The organism is Microvirga sp. GN3 (assembly GCF_055792825.1).
In genome coordinates, this window is the sequence record NZ_JBVVAK010000026.1 from 58,153 (window position 1) to 80,079 (window position 21,927).

The following is a 21,927-nucleotide window of genomic DNA, read 5'->3' on the forward strand; positions in this document are numbered from 1 at the left end:
CGCCGATCAATGGATCAGCATTCCGCCATTCACATCGATCACGGCGCCGGTGATGTAGGCGGACAGATCCGAGGCGAGGAACAGGTAGGCGCCTGCGACGTCCTCGGCATTGCCGAGACGGTTCAGCGGAATGCCTTTCAGGATGTCCTGGCGCATCTCGTCGGTGAGCTTGCCGCCGGTGATGTCCGTCTGGATTAAACCGGGCGTGATGCAATTGACCCGGATGCCATCGGGCCCGAGCTCCCGTGCCATGGCCTTTGCAAGACCGAGAACGCCAGCCTTGGCGGCGGAGTAGTGCGGGCCGCCGAAAATTCCGCCGCCCCGCTGCGCCGAAACGGAAGACATACAGGCAATCGAACCCTTGCGGCGCGAGCGCATATGCGGAACGAAAGCCTGGCTCAGGTAAAGAACGCCCGTGAGGTTGACATCGAGGATGCGGTGCCAGCTCGCCTCGTCGATCTCCATCGTTTTCACGGGCTGGGTGATGCCGGCGTTGTTGAGCAGGATGTCCACATGCCCGAAAGCCGCGATGGCAGTCTCTGCCGCATGCCGACACGCATTGGCATCCGTGACGTTGCAGCCGATGCCTATGTGAGCGGACCCAAAGGAGGCGGCGGCATCCCTCGCGCCGCCCTCGTCGAGATCGAGAATGGCGATCCTGGCGCCATGGGCCGCAAAGAGACGGGCAGTCGCAAGGCCTATTCCGCGTGGGCTCGCCGCGCCGGAAATGACGGCCGTCTTGCCTTCGAGAAGCATCGTTTCCTCCAGCAGAAGTTGTCGCTCTTGGTTTTATTGGAGAAAGTATTTTCCAGCTGGAGTCTTTGGACAAACGCGCTGTTTACACCCTCTGTTGAATCTGATTCACTAATCCGATGCTTCAACAGGTGCCGCTCTCCTTTCTCCGGATCTTTGAAGCCGCTGGCCGGACCGGATCCTTCCGCGCGGCCTCCGTGGAACTCAACCTCACGCCGAGCGCGGTCAGCCATGCGATCCGGAAGCTTGAGCAGGTCCTCGGAATCCCACTTTTCGACCGTGACACGCGCAATGTGCGATTGAGCTACGAGGGCGAGGCACTGATGCGCCATGTCAGTCGGGCCTTCGATGAATTGCGGCGCGGCATGGAGGTTATCTCTACCCGCGGTCCTCTGCTGCTGCGCCTGCACTCGGCGCCGAGCTTCGCAGCGCAATGGCTGACGCCTCGCCTTGCCGATTTTTTGAAACGTTATCCGGGCATGGATGTCCGTCTTGCCGCGGGCACTGATTATACGCGGTTCAGTTCGGACGAGTTCGATGCAGACATCGTCTATGGCGCGCCACGTATGGAAGGATTGATCGTCGTGCCTCTCGGTGAGGAGACGATTACGCCCCTATGTGCGCCCGAACTCGCGTCAACGATCGCCACGCCGGCAGATCTGTTCGATCATGTCTTGATCCAGACCGACAGCAAGCAGATCCAATGGGCGGATTGGTTCACTGCCAATGGACTTACCGGACCGTCTCCAAACGGGAGCCGGTTCGATCGCAGCTTTCTGGCCATTGCGGCGGCCGCGGAAGGCCTCGGTGTCGCCTTGGAGTCCACGCGCTTGGCAGAAAGGGAACTCGCATCAGGCCGATTGGTGATGCCGTTGGACCAGAAATCCAACTCGGTTCGATATGTCGGGCATAATCTGGTTTTCCCCCGCTACGTTCGGCAACGTCGCCCTCTAAGAGCTTTTGCCGAGTGGCTTCTGGCCGAACTCGAGATCGACGCTCAGCTCCCCTTCGGTAGGATCTGAGCCGCTGCTTTCGGAAATGGGTATCGCCGAAATGAGCAAGAGACAGCATTTGAACCGGAGCAGGGGGCAGAGGAAACCAACAGAAATGCTCTCGGAATGGTCAGTTTTGTTGACCTATGTGCCGGGTTCTTGACTGACTGTGAAAGCTGTCGACTTCACCGCTTGATATGGAGCAGTTCTTCCTAGAATATTTTAGGCACATAACACCGCAAGCCAGCATCAGATTGGCGATAGGAATGGTCAGGGGCAGGGAGGAAGCGTATGCTTCAACGCGAGCGCGTGACTTGGACGCTCGGTGCGTCTGTCACCGATCTGGACGAACTCATCCCGACACAACGCATCCTGCACAAACGTCATCGTCCAGCCAAATCAGAGCAAAATGCTCATGAGCTCCGCTAAGATCCGGGTCGGCGAATTTGCCACCTTGGTCGGGCTCTCTGTTTCGAGCGCCAAGTCAGTGCCAAGGCGGGTGAGGGAAGCACCTGTGCGTTCCGGACTGCTGCGGAAGTACGGTTTAGCGAGCTCATTTTCATCGTGCTCGATCCGGCTTTCGGCCATCCCGTCGAATGGAGGACAGAGCTAAGGATCAACCGACTTCAAATGCGTGGTTAAACCGGGGAAACCACGCATCCATCAGAGATCCCGGATTACGGAGGAAGCAACTGATGACCTTATCGAGACGTGATCTGCTTCTTGGGACTGCTGGCCTTGCCGCCGGCGCGGCGGGAGCCCAGTTTCTGAATGCCGGGCCGGCCTTCGCGCAGGGCGCTGCCCCGCAATACAAGCCAGAGCAGGGAGCCAGCTTACGCGTGCTGCGGTGGACGCCTTTCGTGAAGGGCGACGAGGATTCCTGGCTCGCCAATACGAAGAAATTTACCGAAGCGACCGGTGTCGACGTGCGCGTCGACAAGGAAAGCTGGGAGGACATTCGCCCCAAGGCGGCTGTCGCGGCCAATGTCGGTTCCGGCCCTGACGTCATGCTCGTCTGGTTCGACGATCCGTTCCAGTATCCGGACAAGCTTCTCGATGTTACCGATATCGCGAGCAGCTTCGCCAGCAAGTACGGAGGCTACTTTCCGGGGCCGGAATCCTATGCCAAGCAGGGTGACAAATTCATCGCTCTGCCGTTGGCGGCCATCGGCAACGGCATTCTCTATCGCGAGAGCATGCTGCAGCAGGCCGGCTGGTCGAAATTCCCCGAGAAGTCCGACGAGTTCCTGGAGATGTGCAAGGCTATGAAGGCCAAGAGCAAGCCGGCGGGCTTCGCACTGGGCAAGGCGGTGGGCGACGGCAACAACTTTGCGCACTGGATCATCTGGAGCCATGGCGGCCGGATGGTCGACGAGAGCGGCAAGGTTGTCATCAACTCGCCTGAGACGATCAAGGCTCTGCAATATGCGCGCGAGCTCTATCAAACCTTCATCCCGGGCACCGAAAGCTGGCTCGATATCAACAACAACCGGGTTTTCCTGTCGGGAGACATCTCGGTGACGGCGAACGGAGTATCCCTCTACTATTCGGCGAAGAATGATCCAAAGATGGCCGAGATCGCGAAGGACATTCGTTCGACGGTGATGCCAACCGGTCCCGTCGGTCAGCCCGTCGAACTGCACCAGACCACCTCGGCGGTGATCTTCAAATACACGAAGTTCCCGAACGCGGCCCGTGCCTATCTGCAGTACATGCTCGACAAGCCGCAGATGGATGCTTGGATCACCGCTTCGAGCGCCTATTGCTGTCCGCCCTTGAAGGGCCTGATCGACAATCCGGTCTGGACCTCCGACCCCGTGCACGAGCCCTACAAACGCGCCTCCGCGACGTTGCGGCCCAACGGCTATGCCGGTCCGCTGGGTTACGCATCGGCCGCAACGATGGCGGATTATGTCACGGTCGACATGGTGGCCGAGGCTGCCACGGGACAGCGCACGCCCGAGGAAGCAGCCAAGCGCGCGGAGCAGCGAGCCAATCGTTACTATCGCGTCTGACGAGCCTGAAAGGGCGGCGCGAGAGTGCCGCCCCTTTTCCTTTTCCGAGAATGCCGGAGACGCCTTATGGTCGATGCCGCCCTTTCCCGTGCAGGCGCGACAGCCGCGCCGACACGGACGCCCCTGCTGCAGAGCAAAGGCTTTCTCGGCCTGCTTTTCATGCTGCCGGCAGCGCTGTTCCTTTTGGTCTTTCTCTCCTATCCGCTGGGCCTTGGCGTCTGGCTCGGCTTCACCGACACGCGCATTGGCCGCTCCGGTGTCTTCGTCGGGCTGGAAAACTATCAGCTCCTTTGGGACGACAGCATTTTTTGGCTCTCGGTCTTCAACACCATTCTCTACACCGTGGTGGCCTCGATTCTGAAATTCGCGCTAGGCTTGTGGCTTGCACTTCTTCTCAACGAGCATCTGCCGTTCAAGGCCTTCATCCGCGCCATCGTTTTGTTGCCCTGGGTCGTGCCGACGGTGCTTTCGGCTATCGCCTTCTGGTGGATCTACGATGCCCAGTTTTCGATCATCTCATGGGCGCTCATGAAGCTCGGATGGATCAGTTCGCCCATCAACTTCCTGGGCGATCCGAACAATGCCCGTGCGACCGTGATCCTCACCAATGTGTGGCGCGGCATTCCTTTCGTGGCGATTACCCTGCTGGCCGGCCTTCAGACAATCTCGCCCTCGCTTCATGAAGCAGCGACCCTTGATGGAGCGACATCCTGGCAGCGCTTCCGCCATATTACGCTGCCCATGCTCTCGCCGCTGATCGCCGTGGTGATGACTTTCTCGGTGCTGTTCACCTTTACCGACTTCCAGCTCATCTACGTGCTGACACGAGGCGGGCCGCTCAATGCCACTCATCTCATGGCGACCTTGAGTTTCCAAAGAGCCATTCCTGGCGGCCAGTTGGGTGAAGGCGCGGCGATTGCCGTCGCGATGGTGCCCTTCCTTCTCGCCGCCATTCTCTTCAGCTATTTCGGGCTGCAGCGCCGCCGCTGGCAGCAGGGAGGAACCGACACATGACCTCTGGTGCCAGACCTGTCGACCCTGCCGTCGCCGACGACAGCGTCGGGATGAGCTATCTCAACCGCACGCCGCAAAGATTGTTCACGGTGTATCTGCCACTGGCGGTCTTCGTGTTCGTCCTTCTCTTTCCCTTCTATTGGATGTCGATCACAGCTCTTAAACCAAATGCGGAGCTCAACAACTTTCGTGACTACAACCCCTTCTGGCCGTCAAACCCGACATTGGAGAACATTCGCTATCTCCTGTTCGAGACCTCTTATCCCGGCTGGCTCGTCAACACGATGGTCGTGGCGATAGGCTCCACCCTCCTGTCTCTCGCAGCATCGGTGTTTGGTGCTTACGCCATCGAGCGTATCCGTTTTCCGGGGTCCCGCTGGACAGGTTTGGCGATCTTTCTGGCGTATCTGGTGCCGCCGTCGATTCTCTTCATTCCGCTGGCGGTCATGATCTTCAAGTTCGGGATCTACGACTCGAAGCTCGCCTTGATCTTCACCTATCCGACCTTCCTCATTCCCTTCTGCACTTGGCTGCTGATGGGCTATTTCCGTTCGATTCCGTATGAACTGGAGGAGTGCGCCCTCGTCGATGGGGCGTCACGCTGGCAGATTCTGACGAGGATCATGCTGCCGCTCGCGGTACCAGGCCTGATCTCGGCGGGCATTTTCGCCTTCACCCTTTCCTGGAACGAATTCATCTACGCGCTCACCTTCATCCAGTCGTCCGAGAACAAGACAGTGCCGGTAGGCGTTCTGACCGAGCTCGTCCGTGGCGACGTCTACGAATGGGGGGCGCTCATGGCGGGTGCACTTCTGGGATCGCTGCCGGTCGTGCTGCTCTACTCGTTCTTCGTTGACTATTATGTGTCTTCAATGACCGGTGCGGTGAAGGAATAGATGAGACCAAACCGCCGCCTGACATAGCGGCGGCTGCCCTATTAATCCCGGGGGAGCAACGTCTCCTCCCAATACATCCCGGACCTTGGCCGAACCTCCCCAATCGAATTCAAGGCGGTCATTGAGGATGCTCCGGGCTCAGCTTCCGGGGGCAACAGGGGAGACCGGATCGGAGGTTTCGCCAACGGCTCCTGCAAGTCTAGGGCTATTATATTCTTGATGCCCTCAAAGCTCGGTTGCGCAGTGGAGAGAGTAAGAAAGCAGGACAAACCTTCCCGTCCGTCATGCCTTAGCTGGACCGGGAGGCTTCAGGACTGAGCGAGGGCATATCTAGGATCATGGAGGCTTCTTGGATGCCTAAAGAGCGTTCCTTCGAGAAACGCTGCCTCAAAATTGGCAAAAGTGCTCCGCACTTGAGAGCAGCGGTCATCAAGAGAAAACAGCTGCAAATTCAGTGGCTTAGATAATGGCGGAGGGAGCGGGATTCGAACCCGCGATACGGTTTCCCGTATACACACTTTCCAGGCGTGCGCCTTCAACCACTCGGCCACCCCTCCAGCGTGAGCCTGTCAGGCTCCAGAACCTTGCACTTGCCGTTCGACACGGGCCAGTCAGGTCCTCCGCACAACTCTGCGGAGCGCCCGTGTATCGCTAAATCAGGGCAAAAGGCAAGACCGAACTTGAGTCAATTTAGCCTGAATCGCCTTTGCCATTGCGACAAAACGCACTACATATTTTCCTCTCTGTTCATAGAGGTATCTCCCTTGAAGTTTCTAGCGCGTAGCCTCGGCCTGCTGCTGATCGCGGCAGGCTTTATTGGGTTGGTGATCGATGGGACGCGGTCCATCGTCAATAATGCTGTATCGTTCGCTTCCATCGGAAAAGTAGGCGGAATTCTTTTCCCAAATGGAATGGCCGGGCTCGAAGGCAGCATCGCGCAGCGTGGTTATCCCTGGCTGTGGGATCCCATCGCCACCTATGTCCTCCAGATGCCCGCTTCGGTCACGGGCTTCCTGCTCGGCGCCCTGCTGATGTGGCTGGGACAGAAGCCGCTTGAGCCGATCGGATATCTCGCGGGCCGCTAGAGCTTTCACGGGAAGGTGACGTAAAGGGGCTCTCCCGCAGGGGCGAGGCAGCGCCTACATCAGCGAGGTCACGCAAAGGACCTCCATGTTCAGCTTCCGCGAACGACTCGACCTGCCGAATGCCGCCGAGGCTCTGCCCGGCCGGACCAGTCCGATCCCGACGGCAGAGCGGCATTTCATCAATAATCACCTGCTCCAGCCGCCTTATCCCGAGGGCATGGAAAAGGCCGTTTTCGGCCTCGGCTGCTTCTGGGGCGCGGAGCGCAAGTTCTGGCAGTTGGGCGACGGCATCTGGATCACCGCTGCGGGCTATGCCGCCGGTACCACGCCGAACCCGACCTACGAGGAGGTATGCTCCGGTCTGACTGGGCAGAACGAGGTCGTACTGGTGGCCTACGATCCGAAAGTGATCTCCTATGAGACCCTGCTGAAGACCTTCTGGGAAAACCACGACCCTACCCAGGGCATGCGTCAGGGCAACGATGTGGGCACCCAGTACCGCTCCGGGATCTACGTGTTCAACAAGGCGCAGAGGAAGGCCTCAGAGGCGTCCAAAGCGGCTTACGGCGAGGCGCTGGCCGCCAAGGGCTATGGGCCGATCACGACCGAGATTCTCGATGCCGGGCCGTTCTACTTCGCTGAGGATTACCACCAGCAATATCTGGCCAAGAACCCAAACGGCTATTGCGGTCTGGGCGGCACCGGCGTGTCGTGCCAGATCGGCGTCGGCGTGGCTGCCGAATAAACAGAGCTTCTCTTTAACTGAGAACGGCTGCGTCCTGCGGGATGCGGCCGTTTTCGCTTTTAAGCCTGCCTCACGGCGCTTCGAGAACGCTGCGGCACTCATTGGGCAATTGCGCCATGGTCAGCGGCGGGCGGGGCTTGCCGGGCTTCGGATGCAGCATCTGGGGCGTGAACCACGCATTCAGCTCCGCGCCGCAGCCGTCACCGCTCGGCGGCGGATCCTGATCGGAGCAGCCTGATTCGCCCGCAGGGCAGGCGAGGCGGATATGGAAATGGTAATTGTGGCCCCATATCGGCCGCACCTTGGTCAGCCAGTTCCGGTCCGCGCCCGCCTCGCGGCAGAGCGCCCGCTTGATGGCCGGATTCACGAAGACCCGGGCCACGCTTCTTTCCGATGCGGCGGCGCGGATGAGCGCGGTGTGCTGCGGCGTCCAGACCTTCGGGTCGATATCGAGCAAGTCGCTGCGCACCATGTTGGTGGCCGACATCTCCTCCCGCTCGGCCCGTGAGAGGCGACGGTTGGGCATGGAAGTGAGCCAGATATCGGCGTCGAGTCCGATCTGGTGCGAGGCATGGCCCGTGATCATCGGTCCGCCGCGCGGCTGCGAGATATCGCCGACGAGAAGGCCCGGCCATCCATTGATGCTCGGAAGCCGGGTGGCGAACCGCTGCAGGAAGCCGATCATCTGCGGGTGGCCCCAGTTGCGGTTGCGGGACAGGCGCATGACCTGCCAATTGTCGCCATCGACCGGGATCGCCGCCGCGCCCGCAACGCAACCCCGGGCATAGCTGCCGATGGATCGCGAACGAAGATCGGCCGGCTTGGCGCGCCGCCCGAAGAGCTCCTTCGCGGCAAGCCTCGGATCGCCGGGGTTGGCGAGCGGCGGCAGCGGCTTTGGGTCGAGCGTGCCCTTGTCCTGAGCGACGGCGGAGCCGCTGACGAGAAGAGCAAGGGTGATGGCGAGGGAGCGAATCGGATTCATACGGCAAGGCTATCGCGCATCTCGGAACTCCGAAACGGACAGCGCACTGCCATCTTGTCGCTCTTTGAAGAAGCGGCCGGATCGTGAGATCCGGCCTATAAGAGGGATCAATGTCTCGGCTGCGGGCGGCCGTCATTAAGACGGCGCTGGCTCATGTGGCCTGGCCCGAAGGTGCGCTTGTCGTGTCCGTTTCCGATCCGGCGCATGGCAGGCTGGTAGCGCGGGGTCGGCCGCTTGAGCCGCTTCTGGCGCCGACCTGTTGCAAGAGGCGGCAGGAACAGGGCTGCGATGCCCGCTGCGACTCCGGCCAGCACAGCCGCCGTCACGAAGGGGTGGATCTGTGCCTCAAGCAGCAGGCTCGTCTTGCGCGGCTCGTGGGGAAGGGACGAATACATGTCTCCGTCCTCGCGGGCCTGATAGAGATTGTCGCGCATTCCGGGGCGCTCGGGGTGATCCGTCATCTGCGAGCTATAGCCGGTCCATTCCATGGCTTTGTCGACGAGGTGGGGCGCGACCTTGCCCATGGCGCCGATGGCCCAGCCGCCGAATCCGATGGTGATCTCGCGGCGGTGATGCTCGGCCGCAAACACGATCGCCTTGCCGACCAGATGCGGATCATAAGTCGGCGGCGGAACGGTCGTCTCATGGTCGAGGTAGTTGCGGGCATGTTCGACGTAAGGCGTGTCGATGGACGACGGCTTGATGAGCGTGACCGAGATCGGTGCGTCCTGGTTTGCCAGCTCCATGCGCAGGCCATCCGTGAAGGCCTTCACCGCGTGCTTGGAGGCCGAGTACTGGGTCTGCAGGATCATGGTCCGCTCGGACAGGACGCTGCCGACATTGACGATGGTGCCGCCGCGATGGCGTAAATGGTCCGCCGCGATCATCGAGCCGTTGACGACGCCCCAGTAGTTCACGTCGAAAAGCTGCCGCTGATCCTCCAGCGGGATGTCCGTGAGGTTGCCATAGAGAGCCACTGCGGCGTCGTTCACCCAGGTATCGAAGCCGCCGAAGGTCTCGATGGCCGTGCGCGCCACCCGCTCCAGATCCTCGCGCTTGCTCACATCCGCGGCCACTGCAATGGCCTGTGTCGATCCATGGCTGAGCTCATCCGCGATCTTGTGCAAGGCGTCCTCGTTGCGGGCGACCAGGACGAGACCCCTGGCGCCGCGCTCAGTGAACAGGTGAGCCGTCGCAAGTCCGATGCCGCTGGATGCGCCGGTGATGACGACGACCTGATCCTGGACTGGCTTCTGACGAACCGCCATGGCTTCCTCCTCCGTATCCTCACGTTTCATAAACGTGGATCAACGTGAGGTCGGGAAGGGGGTTCCTACGGCAGCGCTTGGTGCGAGGAAGCCGGTAAGAGCGTCGGAAATCGGGTACATCGTGCAAAAAAATGGTCCCGCTTTTGGGATCGATCCGATGCTTGAGGCTTCCGGTTCGGAACCGGAACCTGCTTTTCAACCCGAGCGTTGCCCTAGGATCTCACACTGAAGGGAGCGAAATGATGCAGACGACGGCACAAAGCAGCGACGTTCGCGAAACTCACAGCCTCATAGCCAGTGACAAGGTGGAAGGAACGCCGGTGCGCCGCACGGACGGCGAGAAGATCGGGACGATCGAGCGCGTGATGATCGAGAAGCGATCCGGCAAGGTCGCCTATGCGGTGATGAGCTTCGGCGGCTTCATGGGGCTCGGCGAGGAATACTACACGCTTCCCTGGGGCGTCCTGAAGTACAATACCGAGCTCGATGCCTATGAGCTGAACCTCTCGGAGGATCAGCTGCGCGGAGCGCCCCGCCGCAGCGCGGAAGGGCATGACGCGTCCTATGATCGGGAATGGGAAGAGCACGTTCACCGGTACTACAACGCCACGCCCTATTGGGGGGCAAGCGATCCGATGAGCACAGGCCGGTAGTCCGGTCAGCCATCCTACACAACAAAATCGCCCGGCTTTCGCCGGGCGATTTTTATGCGCAGGCGCCGGACGATAGGGAAGGCCCTATTCCGGCGCTTGCAGCATGCGCGTCTTAGCGCTTGCGCGACTTCGAGGGGCTCTTGCGAGCGCTCGAGGTCCGCTTGGCGACCTTTGCCGACTTCTTCGTGGCAGAGGTACGGCTCGAAGCGGCAGCTGCGCGCTTCGTGGTCGACTTGGCGGCGCTGCGCGCCTTCGAGGCCGACTTCACCGCGGTGCGGCTGGAGCTGCGAGCGGCAGACTTGCGAGCCGTCGAACGGGCCGAGGACTTCTTGGCGGCCGACTTGGCCGAAGTCTTGCGAGCAACCGTCTTCTTGGCGACTGCCTTGCGGGCAGTGGTCTTCTTAGCTGCGGACTTGGCCGACGAACGAGCCGTGGTCTTTTTCGCAGCTGTCTTCTTAGCAGTGGTCTTCTTGGCGGTGGTCTTCTTGGCGACTGCCTTGCGGGCAGTGGCCTTCTTCGCGCCGGACTTGGCCGAAGACTTCGTGGCCGACCGGGAGGCCGACTTCGCTGCCGTCTTCTTGGCGGCGGTCTTCTTCGCGCCAGCCTTCTTCGCGGTGCTGGTCGAGCTGCGGCGAGCGCTGCTCTTCTTTGCGGGCTTCTTCTTGGTGCTGGTCGCACCGGTGTCACCCGTGAACAGCATCGTCAGCGGGTTCTTGGTATCTGTCGGCATTGCCGCCTCCTTCAAGGGCCTTCGCGTGCAACCGTCACGCTTGCAAGGCAACGTCGTTATACCAAGGGGGTTCCGAATATCGGAAAGTGTAGACAGTAGAACGCCCACTTTTTCTGTGGATATGTTGCTCGGCAAGTCTCTCTGCACTTGCAGATCTAAGACTCAATATCGGGTTCAAGATGAGGCGGTTAGAGTCTCTTCTTCAGTTGCATCGGCATCGCTCTTCATCATGATGCACTCGTGCGATGGCGCAAAAATAGTCTTTTATGACAATGGCTTAGGGTGTTCGTAAAGAAGACGTTAAACGTCTGTTGAGTATTCGGACGTGTTCGAGTTCGTTCAACATCGCAACCGAAATCCTCTTCACTTGGAGAGGGGTGAAGGCGGTTTTTTCGCGCTCCAAACTCCTCGCGCGTGAGACCCAAAAAAATTTGTCGATCGGAGTCGAAAATCGGTCTGCGAGTCGCCCGACGAGTCGAGAATCACGATCCGCGACTCGTGCATGAGGGAGTGATCGGAGCCTCATCCGAGTCTCGCTCTTGGGTTCATCCCTCATGTGCGTCCTGGTCGCTGCAGGAGCATCGGACCCAAAAGTGGATTCCACTTTTGGGTCCGATGCTCTAAGCGAGAAGACCCTCACATCGGTTGGACCGCCGTGCCCCATCGCAGCATCCTCGCCGTCGTCCTCTGGATGAGCGGCGCACTCGTCTCCTTCTCCGCAACGGCGATCGCGGTACGCGCGCTTGCGCCCACCTTCTCGATCTTCGAGATGCTGGCCGTTCGCAACGCCGCCGGAGTCCTGATCATGCTTGTCCTTGCGCTCCTCAAACCGAACCTGCGGCCCGGGTTGAAGCCGCGCCGCTTCCCGCTGCATCTCGCGCGCAACGTCCTTCATTTTCTCGGCACGGACGGGTGGGCTTTCGGCCTCACGCTTCTGCCGCTCGCAACCGTTTTCGCGCTTGAGTTCACCACGCCGGCCTGGGTCGCGCTGCTCGCGATTCCGCTGCTCAAAGAGCGGATGACGAGAGGGCGTCTGGTCGCCATCGTGCTTGGCTTCATCGGCATTCTCGTGATCCTGCGTCCGGGGCTGGAAACCTTGCAGCCGGCCAGTTTCCTGATGCTCGGCGTCGCTTTCAGCTTCGCCCTCGTGGCGATCATGACCAAGCGGTTGACGATGACGGAAAGCACCTTCTCGATCCTGTTCTTCATGAATCTGCTGCAGCTTCCCATGAACCTCGCAGGCGTGAGCCGGGCCTTCTGGCTCCAGGTCCAACCGCCTCATGCCCTGGCCCTCATCGGCATCAGCGTCGGCGGTCTTCTCTCGCATTACTGCCTGACCAATGCGTATCGCCGGGGAGACGCCACCATGGTTGTGCCGTTGGACTTCATGCGCATCCCGCTGATCGCCTTCGTCGGCTGGCAATTCTATGGCGAGGCGCTCGATCCTTACGTCTTCCTCGGCAGCGGCATCATCATCGTCGGTCTTCTCTACTCCCTGCATCGCGAGGCGAAATCCGCATGACCTGGTCGCCGCAACAGGACGCTGCCCTCAAAGCCGTCGCCGACTGGCTCCGCCGCGGTGACCGTCCGGTGTTCCGGCTTTTCGGCTATGCCGGCACGGGCAAGACGACGCTCGCCAAGCACATCGCCGAGAACGTGGATGGCGAGGTGGCGTTCGGCGCCTATACCGGGAAGGCCGCGCTCGTTTTGCGCACCAAGGGCTGCACCGATGCCTCGACGATTCATTCGATGATCTACCGCTCGCGGGAGTCGGATGAGAACGGCCCGCAATTCGTGCTCAACCGCCAGAGTCCGGCCTCCAAGGCCGACCTCATCGTCATCGACGAATGCTCCATGGTCGACGAGGAATTGGGACGCGATCTCCTGTCCTTCGGGCGGCCCGTTCTCGTGCTCGGCGATCCGGCGCAATTGCCGCCGGTCAAGGGCGGCGGCTTTTTCACGGAAGGCGAGCCCGACGTGATGCTCACGGAAGTGCATCGTCAAGCCAAGGATAATCCCATCATTCACCTCTCGATGCAGGTCCGGGAGGGCGGGCGGCTGGAGCCGGGGACCTATGGCGAGAGCCGCATCATCCGCCGCCGCGAGATCGACGCAGCCGCCGTCATGGCAGCCGATCAGGTGCTGGTCGGATTGAACAAGACCCGGCGTCTCTACAACTCGCGACTGCGCGAATTGAACGGCTACCGCGATCCCATGCCGGCGGCCGGCGAGAAGCTCGTCTGCCTGCGCAACGACAAGACCAAGGGACTGCTCAACGGCGGCACCTGGACCATCCAGGCACTGCGCGGCATCCGCAACGATTTCATCCGCATGGATGTGCTGCCCGACGACGATGCCCGCCGAAGGTCGGTGGAGGTCGCGGTGCACAAGGCCTTCTTCGAGGGAACGGAGGAGGAGGTGCCGTTCGTGCTGCGCAAGGAGTCCAACGAGTTCACCTATGGCTATGCGCTCACCGTGCACAAGGCACAGGGCTCGCAATGGGATGACCTCGTGCTCTTCGACGAGTCCTATGCCTTCCGCGAGCATCGCAGCCGCTGGCTCTACACGGCTCTGACGCGGGCGGCCGAAAAGGTCACTGTGGTGATCTGAGCTCCGGCGCTCCGGAACCGGATCAAGCTTGAGCGCTTAATCCCTGCAGCTGAGCTTTATGACGTCAAAGGTGCTGATATGCTGAAATGGGCTCTGATCTTTCTTGTCGTGTCGCTGGTCGCCGGTGCTCTGGGTTTCACGGGCATAGCTTCCGGCGCCAAGACCATCGCCAAGATCCTGTTCGGCCTTTTCCTCCTCGCCTTCATTCTCCTGATCCTCCTCGCCTGGGGGGCCGGCGAGCTGATCTTCTGACGAGCCTGTTCCTGTATCTTCACGTCGATCAGAAGCCGGTCCCGAGCTTTGTCTCTGGACCGGCTTACGCATGCGCTGAATGCATGAAGTCCTTGCTCCCGTGGATCTGCCTTCTTCCGCATGGCCCGCTATAGGGACGCTTCAACTTTTCGTTTGAGCGCGTCGCGGTGAAACTTTCTGTCTCGTGCGCGCCTTGAAACGTAAACGAATGAAAGGGACGCCCATGAAACGTCGTGCATTCCTCCAGGCCGCCACCATCGGCGCAGCCTCCACCGCGGTTGCCGCTCCCGCCATCGCCCAGTCGAACCCCGAGGTTCGCTGGCGCCTGACCTCGGCTTTCCCGAAATCTCTCGATACGTTGTTCGGCGGCGGTGAGACCTTCGCTAAGCTGGTCTCCGAGGCCACCGACGGCAAGTTCCAGATCCAGACCTTTGCGCCCGGCGAGATCGTCGGTGCGCCTCAGGCGCTCGATGCCATCGGCTCCGGAACGGTGGAGATGGGCCATACCTGCTCCTACTACTACGTGGGCAAGGACCCGACCTTCGCCATCGGCACCACGCTGCCCTTCGGCCTCAATTCCCGTCAGATGAATGCCTGGCTCTATCAGGGTAACGGCAATGCCCTGCTGAACGAGTTCTACGCCAAGCACAACATCTATGCTCTGCCCGCGGGCAATACCGGCGTGCAGATGGGCGGCTGGTTCCGCAAGGAGATCAAGACCGTTCAGGACCTCCAGGGTCTCAAGATGCGCATCGCGGGTCTTGCCGGTCAGATCATGGGCAAGCTCGGCGTCGTGCCGCAGCAGATCGCGGGCGGCGATCTCTACCCGTCGCTTGAGCGCGGCACCATCGACGCTGCGGAATGGGTCGCGCCCTATGACGACGAGAAGCTCGGACTCAACAAGGTCGCGCCCTATTATTACTACCCGGGCTTCTGGGAGGGCGGTCCTGCCATTCACCTCTACATCAACCTGCAGAAATGGAATGAGTTGCCGAAGACCTATCAGGCCACCATTCAGGGCGCGGCAGGTTATGTGAACGTGGACACGCAGGCCAAGTACGATGCCAAGAATCCGGCAGCTTTGCGCAGCCTGATCGGCAACGGCGCGCAGTTGCGGCCCTTCTCGCAGGAGATCATGGAAGCGGCCTACAAAGCCGCCAACGAGGTCTACGATGAGATCTCGGCCAAGAATGTCGAGTTCAAGAAGATCTATGACAGCTACAAGGCGTTCCGCGGCGAGGAATATCTCTGGTTCCAGGTGGCCGAATATGCCTACGACACCTTCATGATCCGCGCCCGCGCCCGCGGCTGATCACAGGGCGGCTGATCACAGGCGAGAAAGGCGGGCTTCGGCCCGCCTTTTTCTTGTGTTACCGGCACGCCGTCGATGTCTCGCCGCCGGCGAGCTTCGAGGTGCAGTCGGCGATTGCGCGCGCATAGACCTGCGACTTGTTCCAGGCTCGAATGGCCTCGAAGTTCGGTGAGCTGGGCTCCCAATCGCTACCGCGCGCCCAGCCGTGACCCTGAGGATAATTGGCGGTCGAGGCCCGCACACCGGCGGGACTGTGCAGAAGCCATGTCAGATCTTTCTTGGTTCATTCCGACTCTGGGCGAGGTAGGGCCCATCGGGGCAGCTCGAGAGCGTTGCAGTTTCGAGGCAACCGGTGCAGTTGATGCGCGTTGCTATGAATAAGAAGGTTCGTTCCCCCTGGAGGGTCCGGTGCACAGCATAAGATCGTGGGGAGCATGGTCGGGCAGGCTAGCCATTCTTGCAGGGCTTGCCGTTGCTCCCGTGGCGCAGGCCGCGAACGATCCGCTCGACCGGGTCGGCGGTCACGAGCCGATTCAGGCACATTTCGATTCCACCACGCATCGGACTCGGGTCTCCGGCAAGGCCGCGCCGGATCTCTGCTTCTCTTTCTCATTGCCGGACGAGTGGCACCTCGCGGACACGGGCCTGAAGGCCGTTGTCTCAAATGCGGATCTCACAATCGATCTTCGCTCGGCCGAGGAGCTTCGCGACATGCCGCAATCCGATCTCGCGGCGCGCGATGCCGCTGTTCTGCAGCGAGATTACGAAGAGCTCCTCGGGCGTCCCGCGCAATCGGTGTCCCTATCTTCCGATGCCGGAGCGATGCGCTGGTCCGCCACCTGGATCGATGCCAACCTGCCATCGGCCTCGCATGCCATGACGATCGAGACCGTGATTGTGCCGCTCTCGAGCGAATGGGTGCTCGAATTGTCCCTCTCCGGTGTCGCGACGCGGGAAGCCTACGATGCTCTTGCGCAGCACCTGCTGGTGCGATTGAAGGTGCAGGGTAGGGTGGCCTGCCAGAGCTGACCTTTCGTGAGGGACATTCGCCGCTGGCCATCCTTGATGCACAATGGCATGTCCGAAGCGGGCCTTCGATTGTCAGGATAAGTCATGGACGTGATCATCTACCACAACCCGCAATGCGGGACCTCCCGCAACACCTTGGGGCTGATCCGCAATGCCGGGATCGAGCCGCACATCGTCGAATATGTGCAGACGCCGCCGACGCGCCTGCTCCTGCGCCAGCTGATCGAGCGGATGGGATTGAGCGTCCGCGATGTGATCCGCGAAAAGGGAACGCCCTATGCGGAACTCGGGCTTGATGATCCCTCCTTAAGCGACGATCAGCTGCTCGATGCGATGATGGCACACCCGGTCCTGATCAACCGCCCCATCGTGGTCACGCCCAAGGGAGTGCGCCTGTGCCGTCCGTCCGAGACGGTGATCGACATCCTGCCGCCGCAGCAGGGCGAATTCGTCAAGGAAGACGGTGAGCCGGTGATCGATGCCACCGGACGCCGCATCGGTTTGGCATAGACTTCCAGGGAACGAGTGATTGCGCCGCCGCTCAGCCGGCGGCGCTCATGGCGCCTCCAGCTGCGTTCCGACGGGAACGACAGGCTCCGGGACGAAGCTCTCCTTTTCCTCCTGCGGAGGAGCGGCGCGCTGCAGGCTGCGATAGGCGCCCCAGATCGCCATGAGAGCCTGGGCGACGATGACGACATAGAGAAGGCCTAGCCGTCCGAACTCCGTCATCATCATGCCTGAGATCACCGGCCCGATCGCTGCGCCCACGCCTTGCAGGATCAGCAGACCGCCGGCAGCGGCCACGAACTCGCCGGGCTTCACCATGTCGTTCACATGCGCCGTGACGATGCTGTAGGTGGGGATCACGCTGCCGCCGAACACGGCGACATAGATGAAAAGCAGCCATACAGGTCCTATCGCCGGTACGAAGTGAATGAGCACAAACAGGATCGCCGCCGCCATGCCCGAGGCGCCGATGATCACGTGGCGCCGGTCCATGCGGTCCGAGAGCCAGCCGAGAGGATAGGTGGTGGCGAAGCCGCCCAGCGTGCCGCAGGCCATGAAGATGGCGATCTCCGTCGTGTCCAGCCCGCGCTCCTGTGCCCAGATCGGGCCGAGCGCGAAGAACGAACTCGTGGTGATGCCGCACAGAACCGCAGCCACCACGCCGAAGGGTGATTGCCGGTAGAGCTGGATCAGGTTGATCCTGGTGTCGCTGACCGCATGAGCCGGTGCGGTCGCCCGCGACAGGGCCGTGGGCACGAGAGCCAGCGAAATGAGGATGGCGACGAAGCAGAACAATCGATAGCCGTGCGGATCGCCTGCGGGCAGGAGCATCTGCCCGCCGATCCCGGCGATCAAGCCGGTCATCCCATACACGCTGAGAATCTGCCCGCGTGTCTGTGCATTGACGGAGGCGTTGAGCCAGCTTTCGACAACGATGAACAAGCCGGCAAAGCAGAAGCCGGTCACCGCGCGCGCGACGATCCAGACGGCCGGGCTGATCGCGAGCAGATGCAGCAGGGCGGTCGAGGCGGCGATTGCGGCCAGCGCCGCAAAGGTCCGCGTATGGCCCACCTGCTGGATCACACGGCCGGCTCCAAGCGAGCCGACGACGATGCCGACCCAGAAGGCCGCGCCCACGGCCCCGATCTGCGTCGGCGTGAACTGCTCGATGCTCCCGCGCACGCTGAGCAGCGTGCCCTGCAGAGTATTGCCGATCTGCATGAGGGCATAGCCGAGAAGAAGTGCAAAGAGGGTCGGCAGCGTGGCCCGCAGGGACGAAGACATGGGCTCCCCTGTGATGCGAGATCCTGTAGTTCGGAGATGCGGTTGGCGAGAGGTTCGGTCTGGACGATATGGGCATGCCGAAGCCCGGCATCCGAAGATCCCGTACTCCAGCATATGACTAGTCGTCAGACCAAAGCCCCGTGCCTGGGTTGAACTCTGGGAGGGAGGGCAGGTTCCAGAACTCGGTGTTGCAGTGCAAACGACAAAAGAAAGGCCCAGCTCGATGTGGAGCTGGGCCTGTCACATTTTGCAGCGAAAGCCGCGATGGTCTTTTCCTTTAGGAATCCATCTTCAGCGCGGCGATGAAGGCTTCCTGCGGGATGTCGACCTTGCCGAACTGGCGCATCCGCTTCTTGCCTTCCTTCTGCTTGTCGAGCAGCTTGCGCTTGCGCGAGGCGTCGCCGCCGTAGCACTTGGCGGTCACGTCCTTGCGGAGCGCCCGGATGGTCTCGCGGGCGATGATCTTGCCGCCGATGGCAGCCTGGACCGGAATCTGGAACATGTGCGGTGGGATCAGCTCTTTGAGTTTCTCGCACATGGCGCGGCCGCGGCCTTCCGCGCGGTCGCGATGGACCAGCATGGAGAGCGCGTCCACCGGCTCGCCGTTGACCAGAACCGACATCTTCACGAGGTCGCCCTCGCGATAGTCGGAGATGTGGTAGTCGAACGAGGCATAGCCCTTCGAAATCGACTTCAGGCGGTCGTAGAAATCGAACACCACCTCGTTGAGCGGCAGGTCGTAGACCACCATGGCGCGCTTGCCGACATAGTTCAGGTCGATCTGGATGCCGCGGCGCTCCTGGCACAGCTTGAGGACAGAGCCGAGATAATCGTCGGGCGTGAGGATGGTGGCGCGGATCCACGGCTCCTCGATGCTTTCGATCTTCATCACGTCCGGCATGTCGGCCGGGTTGTGCAGCTCGATGGTCGAGCCGTCGCGCAGCTTCAGATGATACACCACCGAAGGCGCGGTCGAGATGAGGTCGAGGTTGAACTCGCGCTCCAGGCGCTCCTGGATGATTTCGAGATGCAGGAGGCCGAGGAAGCCACAGCGGAAGCCAAAGCCGAGCGCGGCAGAGGTCTCCATCTCATAGGAGAAGCTTGCGTCATTGAGGCGCAGCTTACCCATGGCGGCGCGCAGATTCTCGAACTCGGCGGCATCGACGGGGAACAGGCCGCAGAACACCACCGGCTGCACGGGCTTGAAGCCCGGAAGCGCTTCAGCCGTGGGTTTGCGCTCGTCGGTGATGGTGTCGCCAACGCGGGTATCGGCCACTTCCTTGATCGAGGCGGTGAAGAAGCCGACCTCGCCGGGGCCGAGCTGCGCCAGTTCGGTCATCTTCGGCGAGAACACGCCGACGCGGTCGAGAGAGTAGGACGCGTTCGTGCCCATCATCTTGATGGTCTGGCCCTTCTTCATCGTGCCGTCGACGATGCGCACGAGCACGACCACGCCGAGATAGGCGTCGTACCAGGAATCGACGAGGAGAGCTTTGAGCGGCGCATCCGGATCGCCCTTCGGCGGCGGCAGCTTCTGGACGATGGCTTCCAGCACGCCCTCGATGTTGAGGCCGGTCTTGGCCGAGATCGGCACGGCGTCAGAGGCGTCGATGCCGATCACCTCCTCGATCTGCTCCTTGATCCGGTCCGGATCGGCGGCGGGCAGGTCGATCTTGTTGAGAACGGGCACGATCTCGTGGTTGGCGTCGATGGCCTGGTAGACGTTGGCCAGCGTCTGCGCCTCGACGCCTTGCGAGGCGTCGACCACCAGCAGCGAGCCCTCGCAGGCGGCGAGCGAGCGCGAGACCTCGTAGGCGAAGTCCACGTGGCCGGGGGTGTCCATCAGGTTCAGGATGTAGGTCTTGCCGTCCTGCGCCTTGTATTCCAGGCGCACGGTCTGCGCCTTGATGGTGATGCCACGCTCGCGCTCGATATCCATGTTGTCGAGCACCTGCTCCGTCATCTCGCGGGCCGAGAGTGCCCCCGTGGTCTGGATCAGGCGGTCGGCCAGCGTCGACTTGCCGTGGTCGATATGGGCCACGATGGAGAAATTGCGGATGTTGTCGAAGGTGCGAGCGGTCATAATTCTGCAGATATAAGAATGTTCAGGCCGAAATAGCAGGGTGGCCCCTCAAAGCCAAGGGAGGCCAGTGTCGCGTTCCGGCATGGGATTTCCGTCGTCATCCGTCCCTCGTGCCCTATCCTTCCTCTAGTGAGGACAACAATCCGGGACGCCGCCATGGCCGGAACTCCAGTCATTACCGAAGGCGCGGACAACCTTGGCGCGACGGGACGCCCCGAGCTTCACCGCTCCATCGGTCCGGCCCAAATGGCGCTCTATGGGCTCGGCAGCATGCGGGGCTCCGGGGTCTACGGCCTGATCGGGCAGGCGGCCGGGCAGGTGGGGAATGCGGTTTGGCTCGCCTTTCTGGTGGCGCTGGTGGCGGCGCTCCTGACCGCTTTCACCTATGCGTCTCTCGGCTCGCGCTATCCGAGAGCCGGCGGTGCGGCCTATATCGCGGAGCGAGCCTATCGCTCGCCGCTCATCGGATTCGTGGTCGGGTTGGCCGTGGCCTGCTCCTCACTCACTTCCGTTGCCACCCAGTCCCGGGTTTTTGCCGCCAATCTCGCCTCGCTGACCGGAAGCAGCAACCAGACGGCTGTTCTCCTGGCGCTTGGCTTCCTGCTGCTCCTGACAGGACTGGTGCTGCGCGGCATCCGCGAATCCATGTGGGTCAACGTGCTGTGCACCTGCATCGAGGCAGGCGGCCTTCTGCTCGTGGTGGCGGTGGGAATCAGCTATTGGGGCAGCGTCGATCTTCTGGAGACGCCACCGCCGGGCGAGGGCGCGAGCGATGTGATGATGCTCCTCGTGCTCCAGGGCGCGGTGCTCACTTTTTCTCCTTCCTCGGCTTCGAGGATACCCTCAACGTGGCCGAGGAGTGCCGCGAGCCGCAGCGCACCGTTCCCATAGGGTTGATCGCCGCCATGGCCATGGCGGCGGTGACCTACGTGGCGGTGGCAATCACGGCGGTTTCCGTGCTGCCCTGGCGGGAACTCGCGGCGGCGCCCGGCCTCTGACGGCCGTGATGGAAAAGGCCGCCCCCTGGCTGCCGCCCGTCGTCTATGGAGCGATTACGCTGTTTGCCGTCGCCAATACGGCTCTCGTGAATTACGTAACCGCGTCACGGCTGGCCTATGGCATGTCCCATCAGGGCCTGTTGCCTTCCTGGCTTGGCCGTGTCCATGCCGCAAGGCGCACGCCGCATCTGGCGATCCTTGCCATGTTCGTGATCGTGACGCCGCTCGCTCTGATCGGAACCATCGGCCAGTTGGCCGCCGCGACCGTGCTCCTGCTGCTCCTGGTCTTCGCGCTCATGAACGGAGCGCTGGTGCTGCTGAAGAACCGGGAGGGGGAACTGCGCGGGCGTTTCGAGATCCCGCTGATCCTGCCGCTTCTCGGCAGTTTCGTCTGCGCGGCTCTCGTGATCGTGCGGGTGGTGACCGGCGACTGGCGCGCGCCAGCCATTGCAGGAGCGCTGCTTGCCGGGATTTTCCTACTCTATGCGCTGTACCGGCCTAAGACGAAACGGCGCGTGGCTTAGCTTGCCAGGCTTCTACTGTTAACTATCCCTTAATTTTAACCGTGCTCCCGCTTCATTCCGCATCGTCATCGTCTAATACCAGGTCCCTGAAGGTCTGACTCGTTCGTGATTTCCAGGATTGCGGTGGGTGTGATTCAACTTGGTGAGCCAAGGAGGGTTGCCATGCCGATCCCACTCCGCTCTGACTTCGATGCT

22 protein-coding genes and 1 tRNA gene are annotated in these 21,927 nt (G+C 61.5%); 16 read left to right on the forward strand and 7 right to left on the reverse strand.

All coding sequences use genetic code 11. The features are described from left to right. Positions 1-6: 6 nt before the first annotated feature. Positions 7-756, reverse strand: a complete 750-nt coding sequence (locus tag ACS5Q1_RS14770; protein WP_473098908.1) for an SDR family NAD(P)-dependent oxidoreductase — start codon at positions 754-756, stop codon at positions 7-9. A 116-nt stretch (positions 757-872) separates the two neighbouring features. Here ACS5Q1_RS14770 and ACS5Q1_RS14775 point away from each other — a divergent pair, with 116 nt between their 5' ends. The 4 genes from ACS5Q1_RS14775 to ACS5Q1_RS14790 all read left to right on the forward strand — a co-directional run bounded on the left by ACS5Q1_RS14775 (position 873) and on the right by ACS5Q1_RS14790 (position 5,670). Then, a complete protein-coding gene (locus ACS5Q1_RS14775) occupies positions 873-1,775 on the forward strand; it encodes a LysR substrate-binding domain-containing protein (RefSeq protein WP_203442649.1) in 903 nt (300 codons plus the stop codon). 665 nt (positions 1,776-2,440) lie between these two features. Then, positions 2,441-3,760 (forward strand): ABC transporter substrate-binding protein, encoded by a 1,320-nt coding sequence (locus tag ACS5Q1_RS14780; protein ID WP_473098909.1) that lies wholly within the window; start codon positions 2,441-2,443, stop codon positions 3,758-3,760. 123 nt (positions 3,761-3,883) lie between these two features. Then, entirely contained in the window at positions 3,884-4,774 is an 891-nt protein-coding gene (locus ACS5Q1_RS14785) for a carbohydrate ABC transporter permease (protein WP_473098928.1), read from the forward strand. After that, positions 4,771-5,670, forward strand: coding sequence for a carbohydrate ABC transporter permease (locus ACS5Q1_RS14790; RefSeq protein WP_203442652.1), 900 nt, complete (start codon positions 4,771-4,773; stop codon positions 5,668-5,670). The genes ACS5Q1_RS14785 and ACS5Q1_RS14790 overlap by 4 nt, the downstream gene beginning before the upstream one ends. Positions 5,671-6,137: 467 nt before the next feature. Here ACS5Q1_RS14790 and ACS5Q1_RS14795 read toward each other — a convergent pair. Beyond that, positions 6,138-6,227 (reverse strand) — tRNA-Ser (locus tag ACS5Q1_RS14795). A 207-nt stretch (positions 6,228-6,434) separates the two neighbouring features. Here ACS5Q1_RS14795 and ACS5Q1_RS14800 point away from each other — a divergent pair. Then, on the forward strand, positions 6,435-6,755 hold the full coding sequence (locus ACS5Q1_RS14800; protein ID WP_203442654.1) for a PetM family of cytochrome b6f complex subunit 7: 321 nt from the start codon (positions 6,435-6,437) through the stop codon (positions 6,753-6,755). Positions 6,756-6,840: 85 nt separating this feature from the next. After that, entirely contained in the window at positions 6,841-7,500 is a 660-nt protein-coding gene (gene msrA, locus ACS5Q1_RS14805; RefSeq protein WP_473098910.1) for a peptide-methionine (S)-S-oxide reductase MsrA, read from the forward strand. A 70-nt stretch (positions 7,501-7,570) separates the two neighbouring features. On the opposite strand, the gene mepA is transcribed toward msrA, so the two are convergent. Together mepA and ACS5Q1_RS14815 are read right to left on the reverse strand one after the other, a co-directional pair. Continuing rightward, complete coding sequence (mepA, locus tag ACS5Q1_RS14810; RefSeq protein ID WP_473098911.1) at positions 7,571-8,482, reverse strand: penicillin-insensitive murein endopeptidase; 912 nt, start codon at positions 8,480-8,482, stop codon at positions 7,571-7,573. Positions 8,483-8,589: 107 nt separating this feature from the next. Beyond that, positions 8,590-9,750, reverse strand: coding sequence for an SDR family oxidoreductase (locus ACS5Q1_RS14815; RefSeq protein WP_473098912.1), 1,161 nt, complete (start codon positions 9,748-9,750; stop codon positions 8,590-8,592). Between the two features lie 242 nt (positions 9,751-9,992). Here ACS5Q1_RS14815 and ACS5Q1_RS14820 point away from each other — a divergent pair, with 242 nt between their 5' ends. Continuing rightward, positions 9,993-10,403, forward strand: a complete 411-nt coding sequence (locus ACS5Q1_RS14820) for a PRC-barrel domain-containing protein (RefSeq protein ID WP_473098929.1) — start codon at positions 9,993-9,995, stop codon at positions 10,401-10,403. Positions 10,404-10,515: 112 nt separating this feature from the next. Here ACS5Q1_RS14820 and ACS5Q1_RS14825 read toward each other — a convergent pair whose 3' ends face one another. Continuing rightward, positions 10,516-11,133, reverse strand: coding sequence for a hypothetical protein (locus tag ACS5Q1_RS14825; RefSeq protein ID WP_473098913.1), 618 nt, complete (start codon positions 11,131-11,133; stop codon positions 10,516-10,518). 655 nt (positions 11,134-11,788) lie between these two features. Between ACS5Q1_RS14825 and ACS5Q1_RS14830 the strand changes: the two genes are divergently transcribed. From ACS5Q1_RS14830 to arsC, 6 genes are all read left to right on the forward strand, one after another. Continuing rightward, complete coding sequence (locus ACS5Q1_RS14830; RefSeq protein WP_473098914.1) at positions 11,789-12,655, forward strand: DMT family transporter; 867 nt, start codon at positions 11,789-11,791, stop codon at positions 12,653-12,655. Beyond that, complete coding sequence (locus tag ACS5Q1_RS14835; protein ID WP_473098915.1) at positions 12,652-13,743, forward strand: ATP-dependent DNA helicase; 1,092 nt, start codon at positions 12,652-12,654, stop codon at positions 13,741-13,743. The genes ACS5Q1_RS14830 and ACS5Q1_RS14835 overlap by 4 nt, the downstream gene beginning before the upstream one ends. A gap of 78 nt (positions 13,744-13,821) precedes the next feature. Continuing rightward, positions 13,822-13,995 carry a DUF1328 domain-containing protein gene (locus ACS5Q1_RS14840; protein WP_203442660.1) on the forward strand — a complete coding sequence of 58 codons (174 nt, stop codon included), beginning with the start codon at positions 13,822-13,824 and terminating at the stop codon, positions 13,993-13,995. 223 nt (positions 13,996-14,218) lie between these two features. Further along, the gene (locus ACS5Q1_RS14845) at positions 14,219-15,307 is read left to right on the forward strand and encodes a TRAP transporter substrate-binding protein (RefSeq protein WP_473098916.1); all 1,089 of its coding nucleotides are present in this window, start codon (positions 14,219-14,221) and stop codon (positions 15,305-15,307) included. 408 nt (positions 15,308-15,715) lie between these two features. Next, entirely contained in the window at positions 15,716-16,336 is a 621-nt protein-coding gene (locus tag ACS5Q1_RS14850; RefSeq protein WP_473098917.1) for a hypothetical protein, read from the forward strand. Between the two features lie 84 nt (positions 16,337-16,420). Further along, positions 16,421-16,846: an arsenate reductase (glutaredoxin) gene (gene arsC / locus ACS5Q1_RS14855; RefSeq protein ID WP_473098918.1), complete on the forward strand. Its 426-nt coding sequence runs from the start codon at positions 16,421-16,423 to the stop codon at positions 16,844-16,846. A 45-nt stretch (positions 16,847-16,891) separates the two neighbouring features. On the opposite strand, the gene ACS5Q1_RS14860 is transcribed toward arsC, so the two are convergent. Beyond that, positions 16,892-18,127, reverse strand: coding sequence for an MFS transporter (locus tag ACS5Q1_RS14860; protein ID WP_473098919.1), 1,236 nt, complete (start codon positions 18,125-18,127; stop codon positions 16,892-16,894). 277 nt (positions 18,128-18,404) lie between these two features. Next, complete coding sequence (gene lepA / locus ACS5Q1_RS14865) at positions 18,405-20,210, reverse strand: translation elongation factor 4 (protein WP_473098920.1); 1,806 nt, start codon at positions 20,208-20,210, stop codon at positions 18,405-18,407. Positions 20,211-20,366: 156 nt separating this feature from the next. On the opposite strand from lepA, the gene ACS5Q1_RS14870 reads away from it, so the two are divergent. The 3 genes from ACS5Q1_RS14870 to ACS5Q1_RS14880 are packed head-to-tail and all read left to right on the forward strand — an operon-like array spanning position 20,367 to position 21,732. Next, positions 20,367-21,101, forward strand: coding sequence for an APC family permease (locus tag ACS5Q1_RS14870; RefSeq protein WP_473098921.1), 735 nt, complete (start codon positions 20,367-20,369; stop codon positions 21,099-21,101). Next, the gene (locus ACS5Q1_RS14875; protein ID WP_473098922.1) at positions 21,059-21,208 is read left to right on the forward strand and encodes a hypothetical protein; all 150 of its coding nucleotides are present in this window, start codon (positions 21,059-21,061) and stop codon (positions 21,206-21,208) included. The genes ACS5Q1_RS14870 and ACS5Q1_RS14875 overlap by 43 nt, the downstream gene beginning before the upstream one ends. Positions 21,209-21,216: 8 nt before the next feature. Beyond that, entirely contained in the window at positions 21,217-21,732 is a 516-nt protein-coding gene (locus ACS5Q1_RS14880; RefSeq protein ID WP_473098923.1) for an amino acid permease, read from the forward strand. The last annotated feature ends 195 nt before the right edge of the window (positions 21,733-21,927 follow it).

Bases quoted from the DNA above. Each gene is read 5' to 3' on its own strand.
- ACS5Q1_RS14880 (WP_473098923.1), top strand. From the start codon at position 21,217: ATGGAAAAGGCCGCCCCCTGGCTGCCGCCCGTCGTCTATGGAGCGATT.
- ACS5Q1_RS14870 (WP_473098921.1), top strand. From the start codon at position 20,367: ATGGCCGGAACTCCAGTCATTACCGAAGGCGCGGACAACCTTGGCGCG.
- ACS5Q1_RS14790 (WP_203442652.1), top strand. From the start codon at position 4,771: ATGACCTCTGGTGCCAGACCTGTCGACCCTGCCGTCGCCGACGACAGC.
- ACS5Q1_RS14825 (WP_473098913.1), bottom strand. From the start codon at position 11,133: ATGCCGACAGATACCAAGAACCCGCTGACGATGCTGTTCACGGGTGAC.
- ACS5Q1_RS14820 (WP_473098929.1), top strand. From the start codon at position 9,993: ATGCAGACGACGGCACAAAGCAGCGACGTTCGCGAAACTCACAGCCTC.
- ACS5Q1_RS14860 (WP_473098919.1), bottom strand. From the start codon at position 18,127: ATGTCTTCGTCCCTGCGGGCCACGCTGCCGACCCTCTTTGCACTTCTT.
- ACS5Q1_RS14845 (WP_473098916.1), top strand. From the start codon at position 14,219: ATGAAACGTCGTGCATTCCTCCAGGCCGCCACCATCGGCGCAGCCTCC.
- mepA (WP_473098911.1), bottom strand. From the start codon at position 8,482: ATGAATCCGATTCGCTCCCTCGCCATCACCCTTGCTCTTCTCGTCAGC.
- ACS5Q1_RS14815 (WP_473098912.1), bottom strand. From the start codon at position 9,750: ATGGCGGTTCGTCAGAAGCCAGTCCAGGATCAGGTCGTCGTCATCACC.
- arsC (WP_473098918.1), top strand. From the start codon at position 16,421: ATGGACGTGATCATCTACCACAACCCGCAATGCGGGACCTCCCGCAAC.
- ACS5Q1_RS14775 (WP_203442649.1), top strand. From the start codon at position 873: ATGCTTCAACAGGTGCCGCTCTCCTTTCTCCGGATCTTTGAAGCCGCT.
- ACS5Q1_RS14840 (WP_203442660.1), top strand. From the start codon at position 13,822: ATGCTGAAATGGGCTCTGATCTTTCTTGTCGTGTCGCTGGTCGCCGGT.
- ACS5Q1_RS14835 (WP_473098915.1), top strand. From the start codon at position 12,652: ATGACCTGGTCGCCGCAACAGGACGCTGCCCTCAAAGCCGTCGCCGAC.
- ACS5Q1_RS14780 (WP_473098909.1), top strand. From the start codon at position 2,441: ATGACCTTATCGAGACGTGATCTGCTTCTTGGGACTGCTGGCCTTGCC.
- msrA (WP_473098910.1), top strand. From the start codon at position 6,841: ATGTTCAGCTTCCGCGAACGACTCGACCTGCCGAATGCCGCCGAGGCT.
- lepA (WP_473098920.1), bottom strand. From the start codon at position 20,210: ATGACCGCTCGCACCTTCGACAACATCCGCAATTTCTCCATCGTGGCC.
- ACS5Q1_RS14770 (WP_473098908.1), bottom strand. From the start codon at position 756: ATGCTTCTCGAAGGCAAGACGGCCGTCATTTCCGGCGCGGCGAGCCCA.